The sequence below is a fragment of the Xanthocytophaga flava genome, assembly GCF_030068545.1.
Taxonomy (GTDB): domain Bacteria; phylum Bacteroidota; class Bacteroidia; order Cytophagales; family 172606-1; genus Xanthocytophaga; species Xanthocytophaga flava.
The window spans coordinates 329,268-347,680 of record NZ_JASJOR010000005.1 but is presented as its reverse complement, the minus strand read 5'-3'; the positions used below and the strand labels follow the sequence as shown (position 1 = coordinate 347,680).

The following is an 18,413-nucleotide window of genomic DNA, read 5'->3' as shown; positions in this document are numbered from 1 at the left end:
TATTTTCACTTTAGAGAGAACTTTCCACTTAATACATCTTTAATAGGAGAAAGGAAACCAAATCCAATCAGTGATCGGGTTTGCATCCAGAATAAAGGACGGGTATCTGCAGTAATAGCATTGCTTAAATACGACGCAACAGCCTGAGAGAATAAGGTTGCAATAGCAGCTCCTTCAATTCCGAATTTTGGAATTAATACAGCATTCAAGCCTGCATTAACAATAGCTCCCCAAATAGTACGATTCAAGGAATATTTTTGCAGGTTGTTAGCAATTAACCATGCATTTGCCAGCATCCCCATACCCACCATTACACCAGACCACACGTGGATGATCAATACATTTTGAGCATCTGCATATTCAGGTTCATATAAGTATTTAAATATCCAGTAACTACAGATATTAACTCCAACAGCTATTGCCAGTCCCGTTAAAGTCAGGAAATCGCAAAGTTTTTGAGTCTGAATAGTAAAGCGTTCCTCGCTTTCTTTTTTGGAAGCGATAATGGCAGGTAATAAGGCATTACTAATAACTGTAGGCACAAAGAAAGTTGCTTCAGAGAAGCGAAGAGCTGCAGCAAAACGTCCAACTTCTTTATCATTCAACAACTCACCTATCATAATCTGGTCTAACCTCATGTATACGGTAATTACAAATCCAGATAATACCAATGGTAGAGATTGTTTTATCATTTCCCAAGAATAGCTCCAGTCTACTTTCCATTGTAATGGACTTTCTTTGAATACAAAGCGATAAATGCTAACTACAACAATATCATAAATAATCGCATCCATTACCAGAACAACAGCAAACCATATAACAGAGGCTTTAAAAACAAAAAGCAACAAGAGTTTTACTCCAGCAGAAACAATTGTCTTGGTTAATTCTCCATATACATGATATTTTGCTAGTGCACGTGAATTATAGAAGTCTGCCAGAACGTTAAAACTTTCGAAAATAACGGGTACAGCAGCAATCATTACCAGCAAAAACTTTAAATCATCATGCCACATTAAGTGATTAAAAACAATCGAAACTAACCCTACAACAATAATACAGATAAGAGAGGCAGTCGCTCTGGTAACAAATACGGTACCTAACGTAAGATTTTTCTTTTCCGGATGGTTAATCAGATTACGCATCATTACAGCACCCATACCAAGAGGAGCAAACACAGTAATAATGGTAGCGAAACTTCGTGCAAAGTTAAATTTCCCAAAGTTTTCAGCTCCCAGTTGGTTCGCAGTGTAAATACTTATGGCAAAGGCAACACCCATACTAAATACCCGTTCTACCAATAACCAGGATACACTGGAAAAATATTTGCGAAAACCTTCAGATTGCGGAGGATCTTGTATCGTTTCAGATTGTGGAGGATCTTGTACTTTCAAAATAAAAATTGTTAGAGATGAAATCTATGCACTTTAGCTGGAATTCAGAATAGGAGTGTCTACCTTGTTAAAATTTAATTTTAAACAAGGTAGACTACCTATTAAAAATAATAATGCCAACTGCTTCTAATCACTGTATTTATACGCTTTATCACTATAACCGTAAGCAGACATTGATTTTACTCCATTGATAATAATTGCAATATCTTTCACTTTTTCTGTATCATACAGTTCGTTGATCTTATTCAAAGCTTCGCGTTCTGTAACTTTATGACGAACGATATACACATTAAAATCAGTATAATTCATCAGTATCAGGAAGTCTGATACTAATCCTAGAGGGGCTGTATCGATAATGACATAATCATACTCATCTCCCTTTTTAAGACGATCGATCAACGCCTTCATGCGTGGACTTCCAATCAGGTTAAGTGGGCTAACAGGAATTGGACCTGAAGTTACCAGTGAAAGATTATCGGTATCTGTTGAAGAAACAACTTCTTCCCAATCATGCATACCAGTCAAGTATGTTGCAAGACCTTTTTCATTGTCCACATTAAACCGAGTATGTACACGCGGTTTACGTAAGTCGCAGTCTATCAATAATGTTTTCTTTCCGGATTGTGCAATTACAACAGCAAGATTAGTAGCACAGAATGTTTTTCCTTCTGCCTGTTGCGAGGAGGTAACACCAATAATTTTCTTTGATGTATCCAGGAACAAATATTGAAGGTTTACCCGTACAGATCGGAATGATTCAGCAATAGCCGATTTTGAGCTATTCGCTACCAAATAGGTATTTGCTTTGTTGTTATATCCAATAACTCCTAATGTTGGTATATTGGTATTAAGCTGAATATCTGTTTGTCCTGAAATACGGTCAGAAAAGGCATCTTTGATAAAGATAAAACCAAGAGGTATTGCCATACCAATAATTCCTGCCAACAAATAGATCACAGAGCCTTTAGGTGCAACCGGACCATTTATGTCCCCTCTTGCACGGTCAATGACCTCTTTATTAGCAACATTAGTAGCTAAAGCCATACCAGCATCTGCTTTCTTCTGTAGTAAGTATTTATACAGTTCATCCTGTACTTCTTTGTTACGATTGACTTTCAGAATATTTACCTCTGTTTGAGGAATCATATTCATCCTACCTCGAATACTATTGACTTGGCTCAACAGTGAACTTACTTTGATTCTAGCTAAATTTCTAGTATTAGTAAGTCCATCAAATAATGCATTTTTTACACTCTGCAACCTTGCATCCAATTGCTGCATGCGTACACTTCCCTCCTGAACTGTTAATGCTAGCCTTGCTTTTTCCTGCAATAATGTTGAATATTGAGTAAGTAAATTACTAACAGCACCATCGTCTACACCACTCACACCACCTACAACTTCTTTGTTATTACGTAAATCTCTTAACAATGCTTCATAACCCTCAGCTTTTACCTGAGCTTCCTGTAATTGAACAGTATACGTTTGAAGTTGATTGTTCAAAGCACTAATTTCTTCAGAAGTAGTACCTGCCACACCTGAACTTGTCCTTACAGAGATATTATTAGCATCTGTTCTTCTAATAGAATCTTTAACAGTACCAAGTTCGTTATCAATAAAGGCAATTGTCCGCTTTCCTTCCGTATCTTTCTTTCTAACCTCATTATCAAGATAGACATCCAATAATGTATTTATTACTTTTTCTTCTTTTTCTATTATTGGTCCACGTGAAGAAATTTCAATTACACTAGAATTTTTATCATCGATTGGGTTTACCTTTATATTGGATTGATAGAAAGCAGCCTGCTGACCTAAACTATTTATCATAAAGAAATATTCATCTTTATCATATAAAGAAGGAGTTCTTGAAAACTCAATTGAAAAATTCAGGTATTTATCAGTGTAAGTTTGTCCTACTTTCAATACCTTTTGAATCTTTACTTCGGGAATCTCGTCTAATGCCCGGTCAGCCTGAATATCCTGTACAGTTACTTTTTTCCCAGTAATCTGAACTTTGTACAAATCTTTCCCTACCTTCTCAATATATATAGGTACATTGATCATTTGAGCTTTGGTAGTATCTACTTTTACACGAAAGGGAAAATCATTATACTCTTCAACTGTTTTATAATCATCTACACTAAAATAAGATACCCGCATATTCAATCGGTCCATTACCTGCTTCATATAACGGAATGAGGTAAGTAGTTGTACCTCATCTTTTAACTGTGTTCTGGGAACAAATGCGCCCATACCACGTATAAATCGATCTTGCTCAGGAGTATCCTTGCTCTTATCATCAATTAAAATAGAAGCTTTTACCTCAAATATTTTGGGTGTGAATCTCAGATACAAGTAAGCACCACCCAATGCCAGTGGTACAAAAACCACAAATAAATACCAGCGGCTTGCGATCTTATTGAAGAGAAATTTAAGATTAACAGTATCGTTTTGAGCTTGCTGTTTCATTGGGATAATTTAAAAAGTAAGTGTTGTTTTAGTTTTCACAAATGAGAAAACGGTAATACTATTGGTTATCTATTAAGGTTAAGAATCACACTCACTGTACCTGCAATTGCAGTTACTACAGCGGCAATAATAGTTATATTTGTAGCATTTTGTCTTCCATACTTTCCTTTCAGAGGCTGCACATAAATAACATCATTAGGTAACAGGTAATAATATTTTGAGACAATAATATTTGGATCTGTCAGATTAAGATTAATAACCTCATTTCCTGTATCTGTCTGTCGCATCAGCATTATTTTTTTACGATTTCCAAAATCAGTAATATCTCCTGCCATAGCTAATGCATCTATTAATGTAAGCTGGTTGTTGTAGTTATAGTATTGTCCGGGATTTTTCACTTCTCCAATAACAGATACTTTAAAGCTAACCATAGCCAGGAAGATAGTACTGTTTTTTAATTGTTTATCTACTGATTTCTGGATAACCGCCCGAGCTTCATTTATAGTTAAATTCGCAACTTTTATTGATCCTAATACTGGTAATACTACATATCCTGAATCATTGACAGAATAACCATTGACAAAAACTGCAGCAGGGTTAAAAGCATTAAAACCACCAGATGTTTCTAAATTCAGAAAATCTGTATCTGTTTGTTCCAGCCCTTTTACCCGAATAGCCAAAACATCATTTGGCTGAATCTTATAGGGAGTTCTTTTATTTGGAAAAACTCTCGCACTTGATGGAGGAAAGTTCTCTCCTTGAAAATTAACAGCATCCTTATGAGTGATACACGATGATAGGATAACTAAGGAAAGTAAAAGAACAGAATAAATTCTTTTCATGAAAAAAGGCTTTAATTTTTTAAGTGATTTGTTGGAATTATTCTAGATTTTGATGAATTGAACTCAAAAATGACATGGACTAATATGCTATTAATACGGACTGTAATTCATACGTAAACACAAACGCAATGGTTTTATTACGTGGTAATCATATATATCGTAGAACTACTGATTCAGCATATATCCTGGAGTTTACCAAGTAAGACTTTTAAAACCAACTATTTACCATTAAATCTTAGAAAAGTTCTGTGACGCTTTTCTGTCATGAGTAATATTTTCTTTTGAAACATCAAATATAAAAAAAACCCTTCGACATTTTATAAAAATATTAATTTACAAAAATGTAAAACCTGATATAAAAACATTCTCGCTCAACTACATTATTTTGTAAACCATTCGGCTAACTCAAGAAAAAACTTGACATTCACTTAAAAACTTTTTGCGATTATGTTTGTTTTTACTTATTTCGCCTCTTGGGAATTTTAACAAAAAACAATAGACTTGCATGAACTTTCCTTTATCAGAAAATTCATTCCATACAGGTATGCTCAACACCCAATTTTTATCAGAAGACATTGCGACTCTGCCATTAAAGAAAATCCAAAATTCATGGGATGATTTTGATGAAGAGGAGGATGAAGAAGACTTCGATGACTTAGAGGAATTCGATTTAGATGATGATGACTTCGAAAAGATGGACTTTGATGAAGTTGACATCGAAGAAGATGAAGATTTTAGCTTTGACGACGAGGATGATGATGACGAAGAAGAGTAAAATCGCTCTTTAATGCTTCAAAATCAAGAAGGCAAACCTGTATATACATGTTTGCCTTCTTGTTATGGCAGACTCTATCTAAATCTTTAGTAGCGAAAGCATTACCTCAAGCTGAGCTCTCTACACTCAGCTGTTACATTGCTGCTATATTTACCTTAACTTCTAGTAGAGATCTTACTCATGCCTGCATCTAGGCCTATCTAACTGCATGCTCTGTCCCTTACCTATTAAGTAGACAAAGTTTAGTGGATAATCTCTTATTTGCTTTCTTACAGATCTTCTCTTAATAAAAAGACCTTCTTTAATGACATGAAGAGTTAAATACTTTGCATATTCTCTATTGGCCATTTTTATCCTGGAATAAAGAAACAATTACTGGCTAAGCAACTATCCTGTCCCACAGTATAGTTACACAAATATTGTATGTTTGTAATAAATCTAAATGTATGCGCAATGTGCAGGCTCATCTTCAAAAGATAGGCCTTTTTTGTATATTGGCAACCAAAACAATCTCAACTTACAAACAACTTCTTAGCCATCAATACCTTATAAGAAAACAATCTTCATTTATTTTGATTGTATAGTTTCTGAAATATAATCAAATTGAATTATACCACAATTTTTAAAACCCGTTCGTTTAATATACCATAAGTTATATGAAACATTCTGAAAAAGTATGTACTATTGTTGGTGCAGGTCCGGGAATCAGCCTGTCTGTAGCCAAACGATTTGCCCGTGAGGGATTTTCAATTGCATTAATTGCACGTCGTGTTGAGAATATTGAAAGACAAGTACAAGAGTTAAAAGAGATGGGAGTTCTTGCGAAAGCCTATAGTGCAGATGCGGCAGATCATGCCTCTTTGGAAAAGGCTTTTCGTGTTATTCATAGAGAAATTGGGTATTCAGATGTATTAGTCTATAATGCATTTGTTGGACGTGAAGCAAGTCCAAGTAAGCTTGACCCAGAAAAGCTGGTACAAGACTTCAGAGTAAATGTTGTAGGTGCATTATCAGCTGCACAACTTGCTATCCCGAATATGAAAAAGCAAAAAAGTGGAACCATTTTATTCACAGGTGGAGGGTTATCATTAGAACCTTATCACCCCTATGCTTCATTAGCAGTCGGAAAAGCAGGTATACGAAATCTGACATATAGTCTTGCTGCAGAGTTAGCCCCTTTAGGAATACATGTAGCTACAATTACAATCACGGGAATTGTTAAACCAGGTACTCACTTCGACCCTGATAAAATTGCAGAGGTATATTGGAAGCTGCATGCACAAAAAGCGGGTCAGTTTGAAACTGAAGTCCTCTATAAATAAAATAAGCAGAGAGCATTCCATCTACAATCTAATCCTAATCAAAATGTTGCAGATGGAATGCCAATTCGTGTGCTATTTTTTACTCTTTATAAATCAAAACTTCCGATTTACCATCAGCCTTAATATACCCACGATACATTCCTTCTGAATTAAAGGGCATGGCAAAATTTCCGTTTCGATCCAGTGCAATTACACCTCCTTCTCCTCCTCTTTGTACCAACTTTTTCATAACAACCTCTTCAGCAGCATTCTTAACAGACAATGCCTTATATTCCATTAACGCTGAAATATCATACCCTACTACGGACCGGATAAAATACTCACCATGACCTGTTGCAGAAACGGCACATGTCTGATTGTTGGCATATGTTCCAGCTCCTATGATAGGAGCATCTCCTACTCTGTTCCAGCGTTTATTAGTCATACCACCTGTAGAAGTGGCAGCTGCCAGATTACCATACTGATCCAGAGCAACAGCACCCACTGTACCAAATTTTTTCTCATCACCTGGTTGTGGCTCATCCAGGCTCCCCTTATCCTTGGAATGGTCTAATTGAATCTTGTCTTCCTCAATAGCTCTTTGCAATTGTTGATACCGATTTTCTGTATAAAAATAGGCTGGATCTACTATTTCCATTCCTTGTTCTTTTGCAAACTCTTCAGCACCACGCCCAATAAGCATTACATGAGCAGAGTTTTCCATAACTTTTCGCGCTGTACTCACAGGGTTCTTAATGACTGATACGCCTGCAATGGCACCTGCTTTTAGTGTGCTTCCATCCATAATAGCAGCATCCATTTCGTTTTTTCCTTCATGCGTAAAAACAGATCCTTTTCCAGCATTAAATAAAGGAGAATCTTCCATAACACGAATGGTAGCCTCTACAGCATCCAAACTAGAACCTCCATTCTGAAGAACCTTATAACCTGTTTGCAATGCCTGATTTAATACTTCTTTATAGGCTTTCTCTTTCTCTGGAGTCATATTCTTACGCAGAATTGTTCCAGCTCCACCATGAATAACCAGTGTAATTTTATTTTTATCAGGTTTTACAGGAGTTTGAGCATGAATCATAAGTGGTAACAGCAGGCAAGTGTACAATAGAATTAGTTTATACATAGGATTTATAAGTGTTTTACTTTTCAGACTTACTAGATAGGTAGATATAGGTTAAAAATAAAAAAAGTCTGCCGAAAGACAGACTTTTAGTATAGTATAATCTTATTTTTAACCTTGAGATAATGCTTCTGCTCCACCCACGATTTCCAGGATCTCTTTTGTAATAGCAGCCTGACGACTACGATTGTATACCAGACGCAATTCTTTAATCAACTCTTTCGCATTTTCTGTCGCTTTATCCATCGCCATCATCCTGGCTCCGTTTTCAGAAGCGTTTGATTCCAGAAGTGTCTTATAGAACTGTACTTTTAAAGATTTAGGTATTAGTTCCTGAAAGATTTCTTCTTTGGAAGGTTCGTAAATATAATCTGTATTACTTGAACTATCTTTTTCCTTCTGAGCAGGAATAATTGGTAAAAATTGTTCTACACGTACAATTTGTGTAGCCACATTTTTAAACTCATTGTAAACAATTTCTACTTTATCATAATCACCCTTCACAAAAGCGTCCATGGCAAACTCAGCAGCTTTGCGTGCAGCACCAAAACTCAAAATTGAGAAAGTAGTAACAAAATCTTTATGAATAGTATATCCGCGACGGTTATAGAAATCAAATCCTTTTCTGCCAATCGCCAATATATGAACATTTCCAGCACTGGCTTGCTGATTATATTTTTCTGCAATCAGGGTATTTGTAGCTTTCATAACATTACTATTGAAAGCTCCAGCCAAACCTCTGTCAGAAGTAACAACAACCAATAATATTTTATTGGGGGTACGTTCCTCTGCATAAGGATTCTCAACATTATCATCAATTGAAGCCGAAATGTTCTGTAATATCAAAGATAACCGCTGAGAATATGGACGCATTTGTAAAATTGCATCCTGTGAACGGCGCAACTTCGCAGCTGCCACCATCTTCATGGCTTTGGTAATCTGTTGTGTTGAATTGACAGACTGAATACGGCCCCTGACCTCTTTTAAACTTGGCATATAGAAATGTGCGTATAGGCTAATGTACTATGTGCAATCAAAGAGCAACATATACTCTCTGTAATATTTTATAAAAAACTACTCCCTCAGAAGGGAGTAGTAACAATTTTATGCAAAACGAATAGCAACTTCTTTTGCCACTTTTTTCAACACCTCTGTGATGCTATCATCAAACTTACCTTTTTGCAGAGCAGCTAATGTATCTTTGTAACTTGTACTTAGAACCATTAAATATTCTTTCTCGAAATCCTTCATTTTATTAACAGCTACATGATCTGTCAAACCATTGGTTGATGCATAGATCATAGCAACTTGTTGTTCAACTGGTACTGGAGAGAATTGAGCTTGTTTTAATACCTCCTGGTTACGACGACCACGCTCAATGATCAATTTTGTAGCAGCATCCAGATCAGAACCAAATTTAGCAAATGCTTCCAGTTCGCGGAATTGTGCTTGGTCCAGTTTAAGAGTACCTGCCACCTTTTTCATTGACTTAATCTGTGCATTACCACCCACACGGCTTACAGAAATACCCACGTTAATAGCAGGACGAATACCTGAGTTAAATAAGTTAGACTCCAGGAAGATCTGTCCGTCAGTAATAGAGATTACGTTTGTAGGAATATAAGCAGAAACGTCACCCGCTTGTGTTTCAATGATTGGAAGTGCCGTTAAAGAACCACCCCCTTTTACAACACCTTTCAATGATTCAGGAAGGTCATTCATTGACTGTGCAATAGAGTCAGAAGCATTAACTTTTGCAGCACGCTCTAACAAACGGCTATGCAGGTAGAACACATCTCCAGGATATGCTTCACGTCCTGGAGGACGACGCAGTAACAGAGAAACTTCACGATAGGCAACAGCTTGTTTTGATAAGTCATCATAAATTACAAGAGCAGGACGACCTGTATCACGGAAATATTCTCCGATGGCTGCACCTGTAAATGGAGCAAAGAACTGCATAGGTGCAGGCTCAGAAGCGCCAGCTGCAACTACTATAGTGTAGTCCATAGCTCCACCTTTCTGCAATGTATTTACAACTTGTGCGATAGTTGATGCTTTCTGTCCACAAGCTACATAAATACAGTAGACAGGCTCTCCTCTGTCAAAATATTCTCTTTGATTCAGAATAGTATCTAATGCTACAGTAGTTTTACCAGTCTGACGATCACCAATGATCAATTCACGTTGTCCACGACCAACAGGAATCATAGCATCAATCGCTTTGATACCTGTTTGTAGAGGCTCATTTACTGGCTGACGATAGATTACACCTGGGGCTTTACGTTCCAAAGGCATATCATACATATCACCACTCAAAGCAGGACCACCATCGATAGGCTGACCAAGTGTATTGACTACACGTCCTACCATGCTTTCTCCAACTTTAATAGATGCAATCTTTCCTGTACGACGTACAGTATCTCCTTCACGAATACCACTGTAATCACCTAATGTTACAGCACCTACGTTGTCTTCTTCCAGGTTCAGTACCAATCCACTTACACCATTGCTGAATTCCAGCAATTCACCTGCTTGTGCTTTGGATAATCCATAAATACGAGCCACACCATCACCTACCTGTAATACGGTACCAACCTCTTCTAATTCAGCTTCGGTGCGGGCATTGGCTAATTGTGCCCTTAAAATGGCTGAAACCTCATCGGGTCTTACTGCTAATGACATATTTTATAGAAATGAGTAAATGAGCAATTGAATAAATTATGATCAACTTCCAGGTATTCTGTAATCTATAGATTGATTTTATATAACGATAAAATCAGAGTAAGGAAGTTGTATATTTCTTTCAAAATCCAGGCATTGGATTATGCCTTAGACATTTGTTGTTTTAGTCGGTTTATTTTTCCTTTTACAGACTCATCAATTTGTCTATCTCCAATCTGCAAAATAAATCCACCAATCAATCCGGTATCTACCTTCTCTTTCAACTCAACAGTTGTCTTACCTGTTGACTTTGTAACCATTTGTTTGAACTGGTTACGAAGCGTCTCATCTACGGCAAACGTAGTTATAACCTCTGCAACCTGAACCCCTTTATAATCATTATATAAAGAATGAAACTCTTTTGCTACATCAAACAGGATCTCTTCCCGATTCTTCTTGGTAATGATTTCAAATATTGAGAAAGAGTCAGCACTCACCCGGCTTTTGAATATATCTCTTAATACTGCAAACTTTTTGTAATGAGATACAATAGGGCTTTGCAATAAATTAACCAGATTACGGTTCTCTTCACAGGTATCTGCCAGCAATTGCATATCGGTATGCACTTGTTCCACTATACCTTTTTCAATGGCTAAGTCCAACAAGGCTTTGGCGTATCTATGGGCGGCTCTACTTTCGGCCATGTTAATTCAAGTATGATATGAAGTGTGAAATAATAAAGACTGCATTACTGTATCTTGATTGTCAGCAAGACCAGTTGTCTTAATTCAGTTTTGCATCATCAACCAACTTGTTTACCAATGCCCGTTGCGCAGCATCATCTTTTAGTTGATTCCGTAATACTACTTCTGCAATTTCAAGAGATAGAGAAGCTACCTGTTGTTTAATGTCCTGAATGGCAGCCTGACGTTCCTGCTGAATAGCAAGGCGAGCCGCTTCTACAATACGATTGCTTTCTGTTGTTGCTTTCTCTTTAGCTTCTTCAATCAATCCATCAGCAGTCTGACGAGCAAGTTTAACGATAGAGTCACGTTCCAGACGTGCCTCTTCCAACAATTTCTCATTGTCAGCTTTCAACTTTGACATTTCACGTTTTGCTTCTTCTGCAGCTTTCAGTGCGCTGTCAATAGAATGCTCGCGTTCATGTAAGGCAGCAGTAATCGGTTTCCATGCGAATTTCTTCAGGATCAGCAGTAAACAGATAAATACAATAAACTGCCAGAAAATAAGACCTAAGCCAGGGGTAACAAATTCCATATAATCAGAATAATAAATTAATGTGTATAACTACTTGTTTTTGCACTCATCTAATGCGTTTCACTCCACAGGTATTCTTGTTATTCTTCTCACTCAACTTAACCTATCTGTAATATGAAAATTCCCACTGCAACCTATTGTTGTCAGTGGGAACTTATCAATTATTTTGTAGCAATCAAGAAACAAACTACCACACCGAACAGAGCAACACCCTCCAAAAGAGCGGCAGCAATGATCATAGCAGTTTGGATTTTATTAGATGCTTCTGGCTGACGAGCGATAGCCTCAGTAGCACTACCACCAATACGGCCAATACCAAGTCCAGCGCCTAATGCAACAAGACCTGCACCAATACCCGCACCAATTGCAGCTGAACCAGCTTCACTAGCAGCTTGAAGAAGAACATTAAGTAACATGAAAATAAAACAGATTAAGTGAAACAAACTCTGCTGACTTCAGCAGAAAAACGGCCTCACCTCGCTTGTACCATTCCTTATACTTGTTTGATTTAGAATGGTTGAGGATTTATGAGAAATATTTTTACTTTCTATCCTCACTATAAGGAGCAAGGATAGAAAAAGATTAATGTCCTAAGTCGTCGTGGGATTCGTGGCCTTCAACAGCACTGCCTATATACATGGAAGAAAGCAGTGTGAAAACGTATGCCTGCAAAATGGCCACCATCAATTCAATACCATTCAAAAACAATACAAATGGCACTACAACCCCTCCAACCAATGCATTTTTGAAAATAAAGATCAGACCCAGCAAGCTCAGAATAATAATGTGACCAGCAGTGATGTTAGCAAACAAACGAATCATTAGAGAAATTGGCTTTGTAAGAATTCCAATTACCTCAATTGGTACCATTATAACCCATAGAGCAGGCGGAACAGGAGGCGCAAAAATATGTCCCCAGTAGTACTTATTACTACGAATATGAGTTGTTACTAAAGTAGCAACAGCCAAAAACATAGTCACAGCAATATTACCAGTAAGGTTGGCACCACCAGGCAATAAACCTAATAAGTTATTAAACCAGATAAAGAAGAAAACAGTCAACAGGTAAGGCAGGAATTTCTCATACATAGGCTGTCCATGCTTGTCTTTTCCTGTAATATTTGCCTTTGCTATATCATCCCGAATAAAAACTACAATCGGCTCAAAAAGTGATTGCATTCCCTTAGGAGCCTGACCTGAACGTCTCTTATAGGCAGAAGCAATATTTGTAAAAACAAAGATCAAAATAGCTGCACTCAAAAACAGAGAAGCGACATTCTTTGTAATAGACAGGTCGTAAAACTTAAGAGAGGCATCTGTATTTTTCAGATGACCATCCAATTCATCAATATAAAAACCTTTATAGGTATGTTCCTGTTTTTCACCTTCGTCCTTAAAACCTTCACTATGAAAACGACTAGAAGAGAACACTTCTACACCTTGACCAGGAATATACAATATCACTGGCAATGGCAATGTAATATGTGTATGTCCTACTGTTGCAAAGTGCCACTCATGAGAGTCAACTACGTGGTGTTCTATCATCTCACCAATCTTGAAGGTCTCTTCTTCATGACCAGAAGCAGCATGCTCCTGCGCATAGGACATTGGCGCAAAAAACAATAAAAAAAGAACTAAGAAACTAGGAATGAGGCTTTTGTATGTCTTTACACTACCCATATGATCGTCGGAAACTAAGGCTTTTAAAAATTGCGCCGCAAGTTAGTGACTAACCAATAGATTTCAAAACCTACATACAAGAAATAAATGAGAAAAAAATTAAGTACAAAGGTAAAAATACTAGAAGTGCTGTTTTTTATAAAAAAGATAATAAATATGAGGCTCCCCAACAGACGTACGCCTGACATTAAGAAATAGGGAGTTGTCATATTTTCTGCATCTACCTTCAGCCGCCATTGGATATAGGCATGTCCAGCAAAAGAAAGGATAAATAGAAAACCCACAATAAGCCAAATAGAAGGATCTACCCAGGTAGGTAAAAATGATTGTAACAAAAAACAAAGGACAGCCACTACTACACTAAACAGTAAAAAACGAAGCATACACTCAAAATAAAGCGAACAAACAGGAAAATATTAGTTAGAATAGTGTAGAATCTATATTATAGCTATCAAATCCTTTTCTTCTACACCTATTTGCGAGCGAAGATTATTGCTTAGGCAAACTCCGAATTAATAGTATAATAGACCCTACAATTCCAATCATTGGCAAAATTACGGTAAAAACCGGAAATTTCCAGCCTGTCCATTGATCCAGTTTCGTGCCACCCCATACGCCAAGCGCAATGGTAGCCATCATCTGGAAAGCCAGGCCGGAATATTTGGCATAATCACTTAAGGGGCTCTTTTTGTTCGTTGAGTTTTTCATTTAAGGTTTCTCCAATTCGGTTGTTGGTATTGGCAGAGGCAGTCCCCATTTTAATGGTTCCATTCCATACAGCGCCAGCCTCTACAATCAGTTTTCCAGTAATAATATCGCCAACAATATTGGCAGTCGATTTTAAAGATAGAATATCTGAAATCTCCACTGTCCCTTTTACTTCACCAGCAATCTCGGCATTTTGTGCGATGATATTACCTTCAATATAAGAAGATTCCCCCAAAGCCACCTTGGTTTTCGATTTAATATTGCCTATAACTTTCCCTTCAATTCGTAAATTACCATAGGTATCAATATTTCCTTCTATGGTTGTACCTTTCATGATCTGAGTGCTCGCATTGGAAAGCTCAATAGAGTCTTGTGTATCGCGGTTTCGATTAAACATAAATGTACTGGTTAAGTTAAACGTTTGGAATAAAAGTATTTGTGATCATGATAGATACCATTTGTTTATATAGCTATCATGATAATTAGTTTGAGGTAATTGGTTACATATTGATCTGACATTAGAATGCAATGAAATCTTCTGGATTCACAGGATTTCCCTTACTCCACAGTTCAAAATGCAAATGAGGTCCGGAGGTAAGTTCTCCACTATTACCAAGTATAGCAACAGATTCTCCGGCTTTCACAAAATCTCCTACCTTTTTAAGTAAAGATGAATTATGTTTATAGATAGAAATCAGTTGATTAGAATGTTGAATGGCAATAATATTTCCACTATCCTGAGTCCAGGATGCCAGAATCACAGTTCCATTTAATACAGCGTGAATAGGCTCTCCTTTTTTGGAAACCAGATCTACTCCCCAGTGATTATTTTTCGGATTAAATTTATCCGAAATAATAGCTCCTCTTAACGGAGAAAATAAAAACATGTCTGTGTTGACACTTCCTGTCTCTGCAGCAGTCTGCGCTTTACTTGCACTCTCAAACTCATTTCTAAATTCGGCGTCTACCGGATTTGTAGCTTTCAAATCGGCAGGTTTTACAGGAGGTTTTGTTTTTTTAGTACTCACATCAGATGTGTCCTGACTACCAGCTTTCAAAAATTCATTATCACCCTGAATAGTTTTTTGTATACGTAACAGATATTCGTCACGCGCCATAATGGCATTTTGAAGAGAATCAACAGTAGCAGAAAGTTCGATCAGACGTCGGGTTGTCTGAGCTTCTTTTGTGGGAGGATTCAACCATTTGGTTACTAAAAAGTTGGAAACAAAAATACTTGCTAAAAATAAAACGATCAGACTTGCCGTTGTTATAACAAGTAACTTGGCATATGTAAAGTTGAAAGAAGTCTTTTCAGCAAAGTTATCTTCATTTCTGATAACTAATAAATATCGTTCAGTTAGACGTGTCCATAATGTACTATTTGCCTTCATCGTATGGAGATCGTTTCCTGTTTTCAGTTCAGAGTTTGAAACAAAGCATAACTTTATGCTATTTGTTTTAGAAGTTACTCATAAACACAAAAAGGAAACGCTGATTAAATGTAAAATTGTAGTTATATATGTGAAGTTTTGTGTTTGATAATGTTAGCGTTGATTTTACTAACCCAACCAATTCTATAAAATGAACGTAATAATCTTATGAATTACTATAGATTACTCACTACTTTTACAACCATTACTAAACGTGATATAAGGCTGAAATTGTATAGGATCAACCAAAATTAGTATTATCCATTTCTTCAGCAATACTTTCCTATTTTTCTTTTTGTAAACGAAAATAGAGTTGAAGAGTTACATTAAAGTAAGAACTTATCAGAAATCATTTCAAAAATATTAATACCTCGATAAAGTTGCGCCTCCTCTTTTCACAATATTGTGTATCTCTATTTCAGCAGAGTCGTATTCTCTGCCAACGGTTTCAACCTATCAGCATGCAGCTTGCATATTCTCTGTTCAAATGCCAGAGGGTTATCTATCCATTATCTATTTGCCTTTTGGGAAGTATAATATTCTCAGCCTGTTCTCAATATAGTAAGGGTCCTGTTAGTGTAGCCTACCATGACCTAAACTCTCATTATAATGCATATTTTCTTGCAAATGAAAGACTTACTGAAGCCGAAAAAGTATTATTCAGTACAAGAAAAGATGATTACAATGAAATGCTGGCTGTATTAATCGCTCATGATACTGTACGCGCTGGGACTGTAAAAACACAGACAACCTATGCTATAGAGAAAGCTTCTCTTCCTGTGCAATACCATAAAAACAGTAATTGGCTGGATGATTGCTATTTTCAACTGGCACGCGCCAGATTCCTTCAGGCAGATTTTGAAAATGCGATACAGACTTACAAATATGTAAATAGTGAGAGCAAAGATGACGCACTGCGTCAACGGGCAATGATAGGACTTCTACGTTCCTTTACAGAACTAAAAAACTATGACTATGCCTCAGCCGTTATTAACCGTCTTCGTAAGGATAAATTATCTAAACATGACCTGGTTGATTTTTATGAAGCCAGAGCATCCTATCATCAGGTGCGTCAGGAATATGACCAGACTCTGGCAGTCTTGAAGCAAACAGTAAAACGTATGCGTGCTGGTGAAAGACGTGCCAGGATGTATTATATTATTGGGCAGCTGTATCAGCGTAACAATCGGCCAAAAGATGCTTATGCAAACTTTGAAAGAGTGATGAAGAGTAATGCGTCTTACGAACTGGCCTTACAAGCCCAGCTACAAATGATCCAGATGTATGCGGGAAAAGACGAAAGAAAATTATTGAAGCAGTTTAACAGATTGCTTCATGATGAAAAAAATAAAGAATACCAGGGTCGTATACTCTATGCAATCGGAATGTATGAATACCGGAAAGACAGACTGGATAAAGCTATTGACTATTTTAGTCAATCCTCACAGGCGAAGGGTACAGATAATCGCCAAAAAGCCCTTGCCTTTCTGAAACTGGCTGAGATTTACTATGAGAAACAGCAAAACTATCAGGCCGCCAAGAACTATTATGATAGTACATTCAATGCAGGTCTACCCAAAAGCACTCCTGATTATGATGTTATTACTAAACGCCACAAAGTGCTTGACGATTTTGTAAGGCATTATACTATTATTCAGACTGAAGATAGTTTGCAGCGTATTGTGAAAATGGATGACGCTACCCGTAGTAAGTTCTTTGACGAAGTTATTGACAAGCAGGAAAAGCAAGAGCAGGAAGCAGAAGATAAGAAGAATTCAGAAATAGCGAGAGAAGTAGGAGCTATATTTGACAATCTGGATATTGAGAAACAATCTGTAAACAATACCAATGATGTAAACTGGTATTTCAGTAATCCAACAGCTGTTGCTCAGGGAAGAACATCTTTTATACGGAAATGGGGTAACCGAAAGCTGGAAGATAACTGGCGAAGAGGTCAGAAGGATGCAACTATTGCAGAAGACCAGCCAACGCAGGATTCAAATGATTCTCAACCTGTTGTTACAGAAAAACCAAAGAAACCATCCAGAGAAGAACAGAAGAAGAATATGCTGGCTAAACTGCCGATGGCCCCTGAAGATATTGAAAAATCCAATGAGAAAATAGAAGAGGCTTATTACGAACTAGGTAAGATCCTTGATAAAGAGTTATTGGAGAAAAAAAATGCAATTAAGGATTATGAAACACTATTGGAAAGATTCCCATCGACAGAACATGCAGCTGAGGTTTTGTATGCCATGTTTCTGATATATCAGGAATTAGGTGATGAACAACAAAATACTGTCAAGAACCGATTGCTCACTCAATATCCTACTACACTGTATGCCAAACTGGTAAGCAATCCTAACTATACCCGAGATGAGAATCTGGCCGATATACAGGCAGACAGAGCATTTCAGGAAGCCTATCAATTGTATGAAGCACAAAACTTTGCAGAAGCCGATCAGTTGGTACAAAGTGGATTGCAACAATATGCAGGCACACTAAATGAGCAACGATTCAAAGTTTTACAGATTAAGATTGTTGGTAAAACTCAGGGATTAGAAGCCTATCGGAAAGCACTTCAGGACTTTGTTGCAGCGTACCCACAAAGCAAATTATTGCCCTATGTCCAGAATCTACTTCTGAAAACTGACGAAATGGGTAAAAGTTCTGGCAATAAATAGATTTTACATACTCCCATCTCCAGGTACACATATTTTCTATTTCTGATAGA

16 protein-coding genes are annotated in these 18,413 nt (G+C 37.1%); 3 read left to right on the top strand and 13 right to left on the bottom strand.

Annotation, left to right across the window (positions count from 1 at the left end; genetic code table 11):
* Positions 1–5: 5 nt before the first annotated feature.
* From QNI15_RS10560 to QNI15_RS10550, 3 genes are all read right to left on the bottom strand, one after another.
* Positions 6–1,391 carry a flippase gene (locus QNI15_RS10560; RefSeq protein ID WP_314031691.1) on the bottom strand — a complete coding sequence of 462 codons (1,386 nt, stop codon included), beginning with the start codon at positions 1,389–1,391 and terminating at the stop codon, positions 6–8.
* Between the two features lie 126 nt (positions 1,392–1,517).
* Positions 1,518–3,860: a GumC family protein gene (locus QNI15_RS10555; protein WP_313997959.1), complete on the bottom strand. Its 2,343-nt coding sequence runs from the start codon at positions 3,858–3,860 to the stop codon at positions 1,518–1,520.
* A gap of 65 nt (positions 3,861–3,925) precedes the next feature.
* Positions 3,926–4,702, bottom strand: coding sequence for a polysaccharide biosynthesis/export family protein (locus QNI15_RS10550; protein ID WP_313997957.1), 777 nt, complete (start codon positions 4,700–4,702; stop codon positions 3,926–3,928).
* A gap of 505 nt (positions 4,703–5,207) precedes the next feature.
* Here QNI15_RS10550 and QNI15_RS10545 point away from each other — a divergent pair.
* Together QNI15_RS10545 and QNI15_RS10540 are read left to right on the top strand one after the other, a co-directional pair.
* Positions 5,208–5,477 carry a hypothetical protein gene (locus QNI15_RS10545; protein ID WP_313987610.1) on the top strand — a complete coding sequence of 90 codons (270 nt, stop codon included), beginning with the start codon at positions 5,208–5,210 and terminating at the stop codon, positions 5,475–5,477.
* Positions 5,478–6,133: 656 nt separating this feature from the next.
* The gene (locus QNI15_RS10540) at positions 6,134–6,799 is read left to right on the top strand and encodes an SDR family NAD(P)-dependent oxidoreductase (RefSeq protein WP_313997954.1); all 666 of its coding nucleotides are present in this window, start codon (positions 6,134–6,136) and stop codon (positions 6,797–6,799) included.
* A 79-nt stretch (positions 6,800–6,878) separates the two neighbouring features.
* Here QNI15_RS10540 and QNI15_RS10535 read toward each other — a convergent pair whose 3' ends face one another.
* The 10 genes from QNI15_RS10535 to QNI15_RS10490 all read right to left on the bottom strand — a co-directional run bounded on the left by QNI15_RS10535 (position 6,879) and on the right by QNI15_RS10490 (position 15,640).
* Positions 6,879–7,874, bottom strand: a complete 996-nt coding sequence (locus QNI15_RS10535) for an isoaspartyl peptidase/L-asparaginase family protein (RefSeq protein WP_313998065.1) — start codon at positions 7,872–7,874, stop codon at positions 6,879–6,881.
* Between the two features lie 153 nt (positions 7,875–8,027).
* Positions 8,028–8,912 (bottom strand): ATP synthase F1 subunit gamma, encoded by an 885-nt coding sequence (gene atpG, locus QNI15_RS10530; RefSeq protein WP_314031689.1) that lies wholly within the window; start codon positions 8,910–8,912, stop codon positions 8,028–8,030.
* A gap of 108 nt (positions 8,913–9,020) precedes the next feature.
* On the bottom strand, positions 9,021–10,601 hold the full coding sequence (gene atpA / locus QNI15_RS10525) for a F0F1 ATP synthase subunit alpha (RefSeq protein ID WP_314031688.1): 1,581 nt from the start codon (positions 10,599–10,601) through the stop codon (positions 9,021–9,023).
* A gap of 140 nt (positions 10,602–10,741) precedes the next feature.
* Complete coding sequence (gene atpH / locus QNI15_RS10520; protein ID WP_314031686.1) at positions 10,742–11,284, bottom strand: ATP synthase F1 subunit delta; 543 nt, start codon at positions 11,282–11,284, stop codon at positions 10,742–10,744.
* 79 nt (positions 11,285–11,363) lie between these two features.
* Positions 11,364–11,858 carry a F0F1 ATP synthase subunit B gene (locus tag QNI15_RS10515; protein ID WP_313997946.1) on the bottom strand — a complete coding sequence of 165 codons (495 nt, stop codon included), beginning with the start codon at positions 11,856–11,858 and terminating at the stop codon, positions 11,364–11,366.
* Between the two features lie 161 nt (positions 11,859–12,019).
* Positions 12,020–12,274 carry an ATP synthase F0 subunit C gene (gene atpE / locus QNI15_RS10510; RefSeq protein ID WP_313997944.1) on the bottom strand — a complete coding sequence of 85 codons (255 nt, stop codon included), beginning with the start codon at positions 12,272–12,274 and terminating at the stop codon, positions 12,020–12,022.
* A 166-nt stretch (positions 12,275–12,440) separates the two neighbouring features.
* Entirely contained in the window at positions 12,441–13,466 is a 1,026-nt protein-coding gene (gene atpB, locus QNI15_RS10505; RefSeq protein WP_313987629.1) for a F0F1 ATP synthase subunit A, read from the bottom strand.
* Positions 13,467–14,027: 561 nt separating this feature from the next.
* Entirely contained in the window at positions 14,028–14,246 is a 219-nt protein-coding gene (locus tag QNI15_RS10500; RefSeq protein ID WP_313987631.1) for an AtpZ/AtpI family protein, read from the bottom strand.
* Positions 14,209–14,643, bottom strand: a complete 435-nt coding sequence (locus QNI15_RS10495; RefSeq protein ID WP_313997940.1) for a bactofilin family protein — start codon at positions 14,641–14,643, stop codon at positions 14,209–14,211. Before QNI15_RS10495 ends, QNI15_RS10500 begins: the two co-directional genes overlap by 38 nt.
* Positions 14,644–14,764: 121 nt before the next feature.
* Positions 14,765–15,640, bottom strand: coding sequence for a M23 family metallopeptidase (locus tag QNI15_RS10490; protein ID WP_313997938.1), 876 nt, complete (start codon positions 15,638–15,640; stop codon positions 14,765–14,767).
* 563 nt (positions 15,641–16,203) lie between these two features.
* Between QNI15_RS10490 and porW the strand changes: the two genes are divergently transcribed.
* On the top strand, positions 16,204–18,363 hold the full coding sequence (gene porW / locus QNI15_RS10485; RefSeq protein ID WP_314031684.1) for a type IX secretion system periplasmic lipoprotein PorW/SprE: 2,160 nt from the start codon (positions 16,204–16,206) through the stop codon (positions 18,361–18,363).
* Positions 18,364–18,413 lie beyond the last annotated feature (50 nt).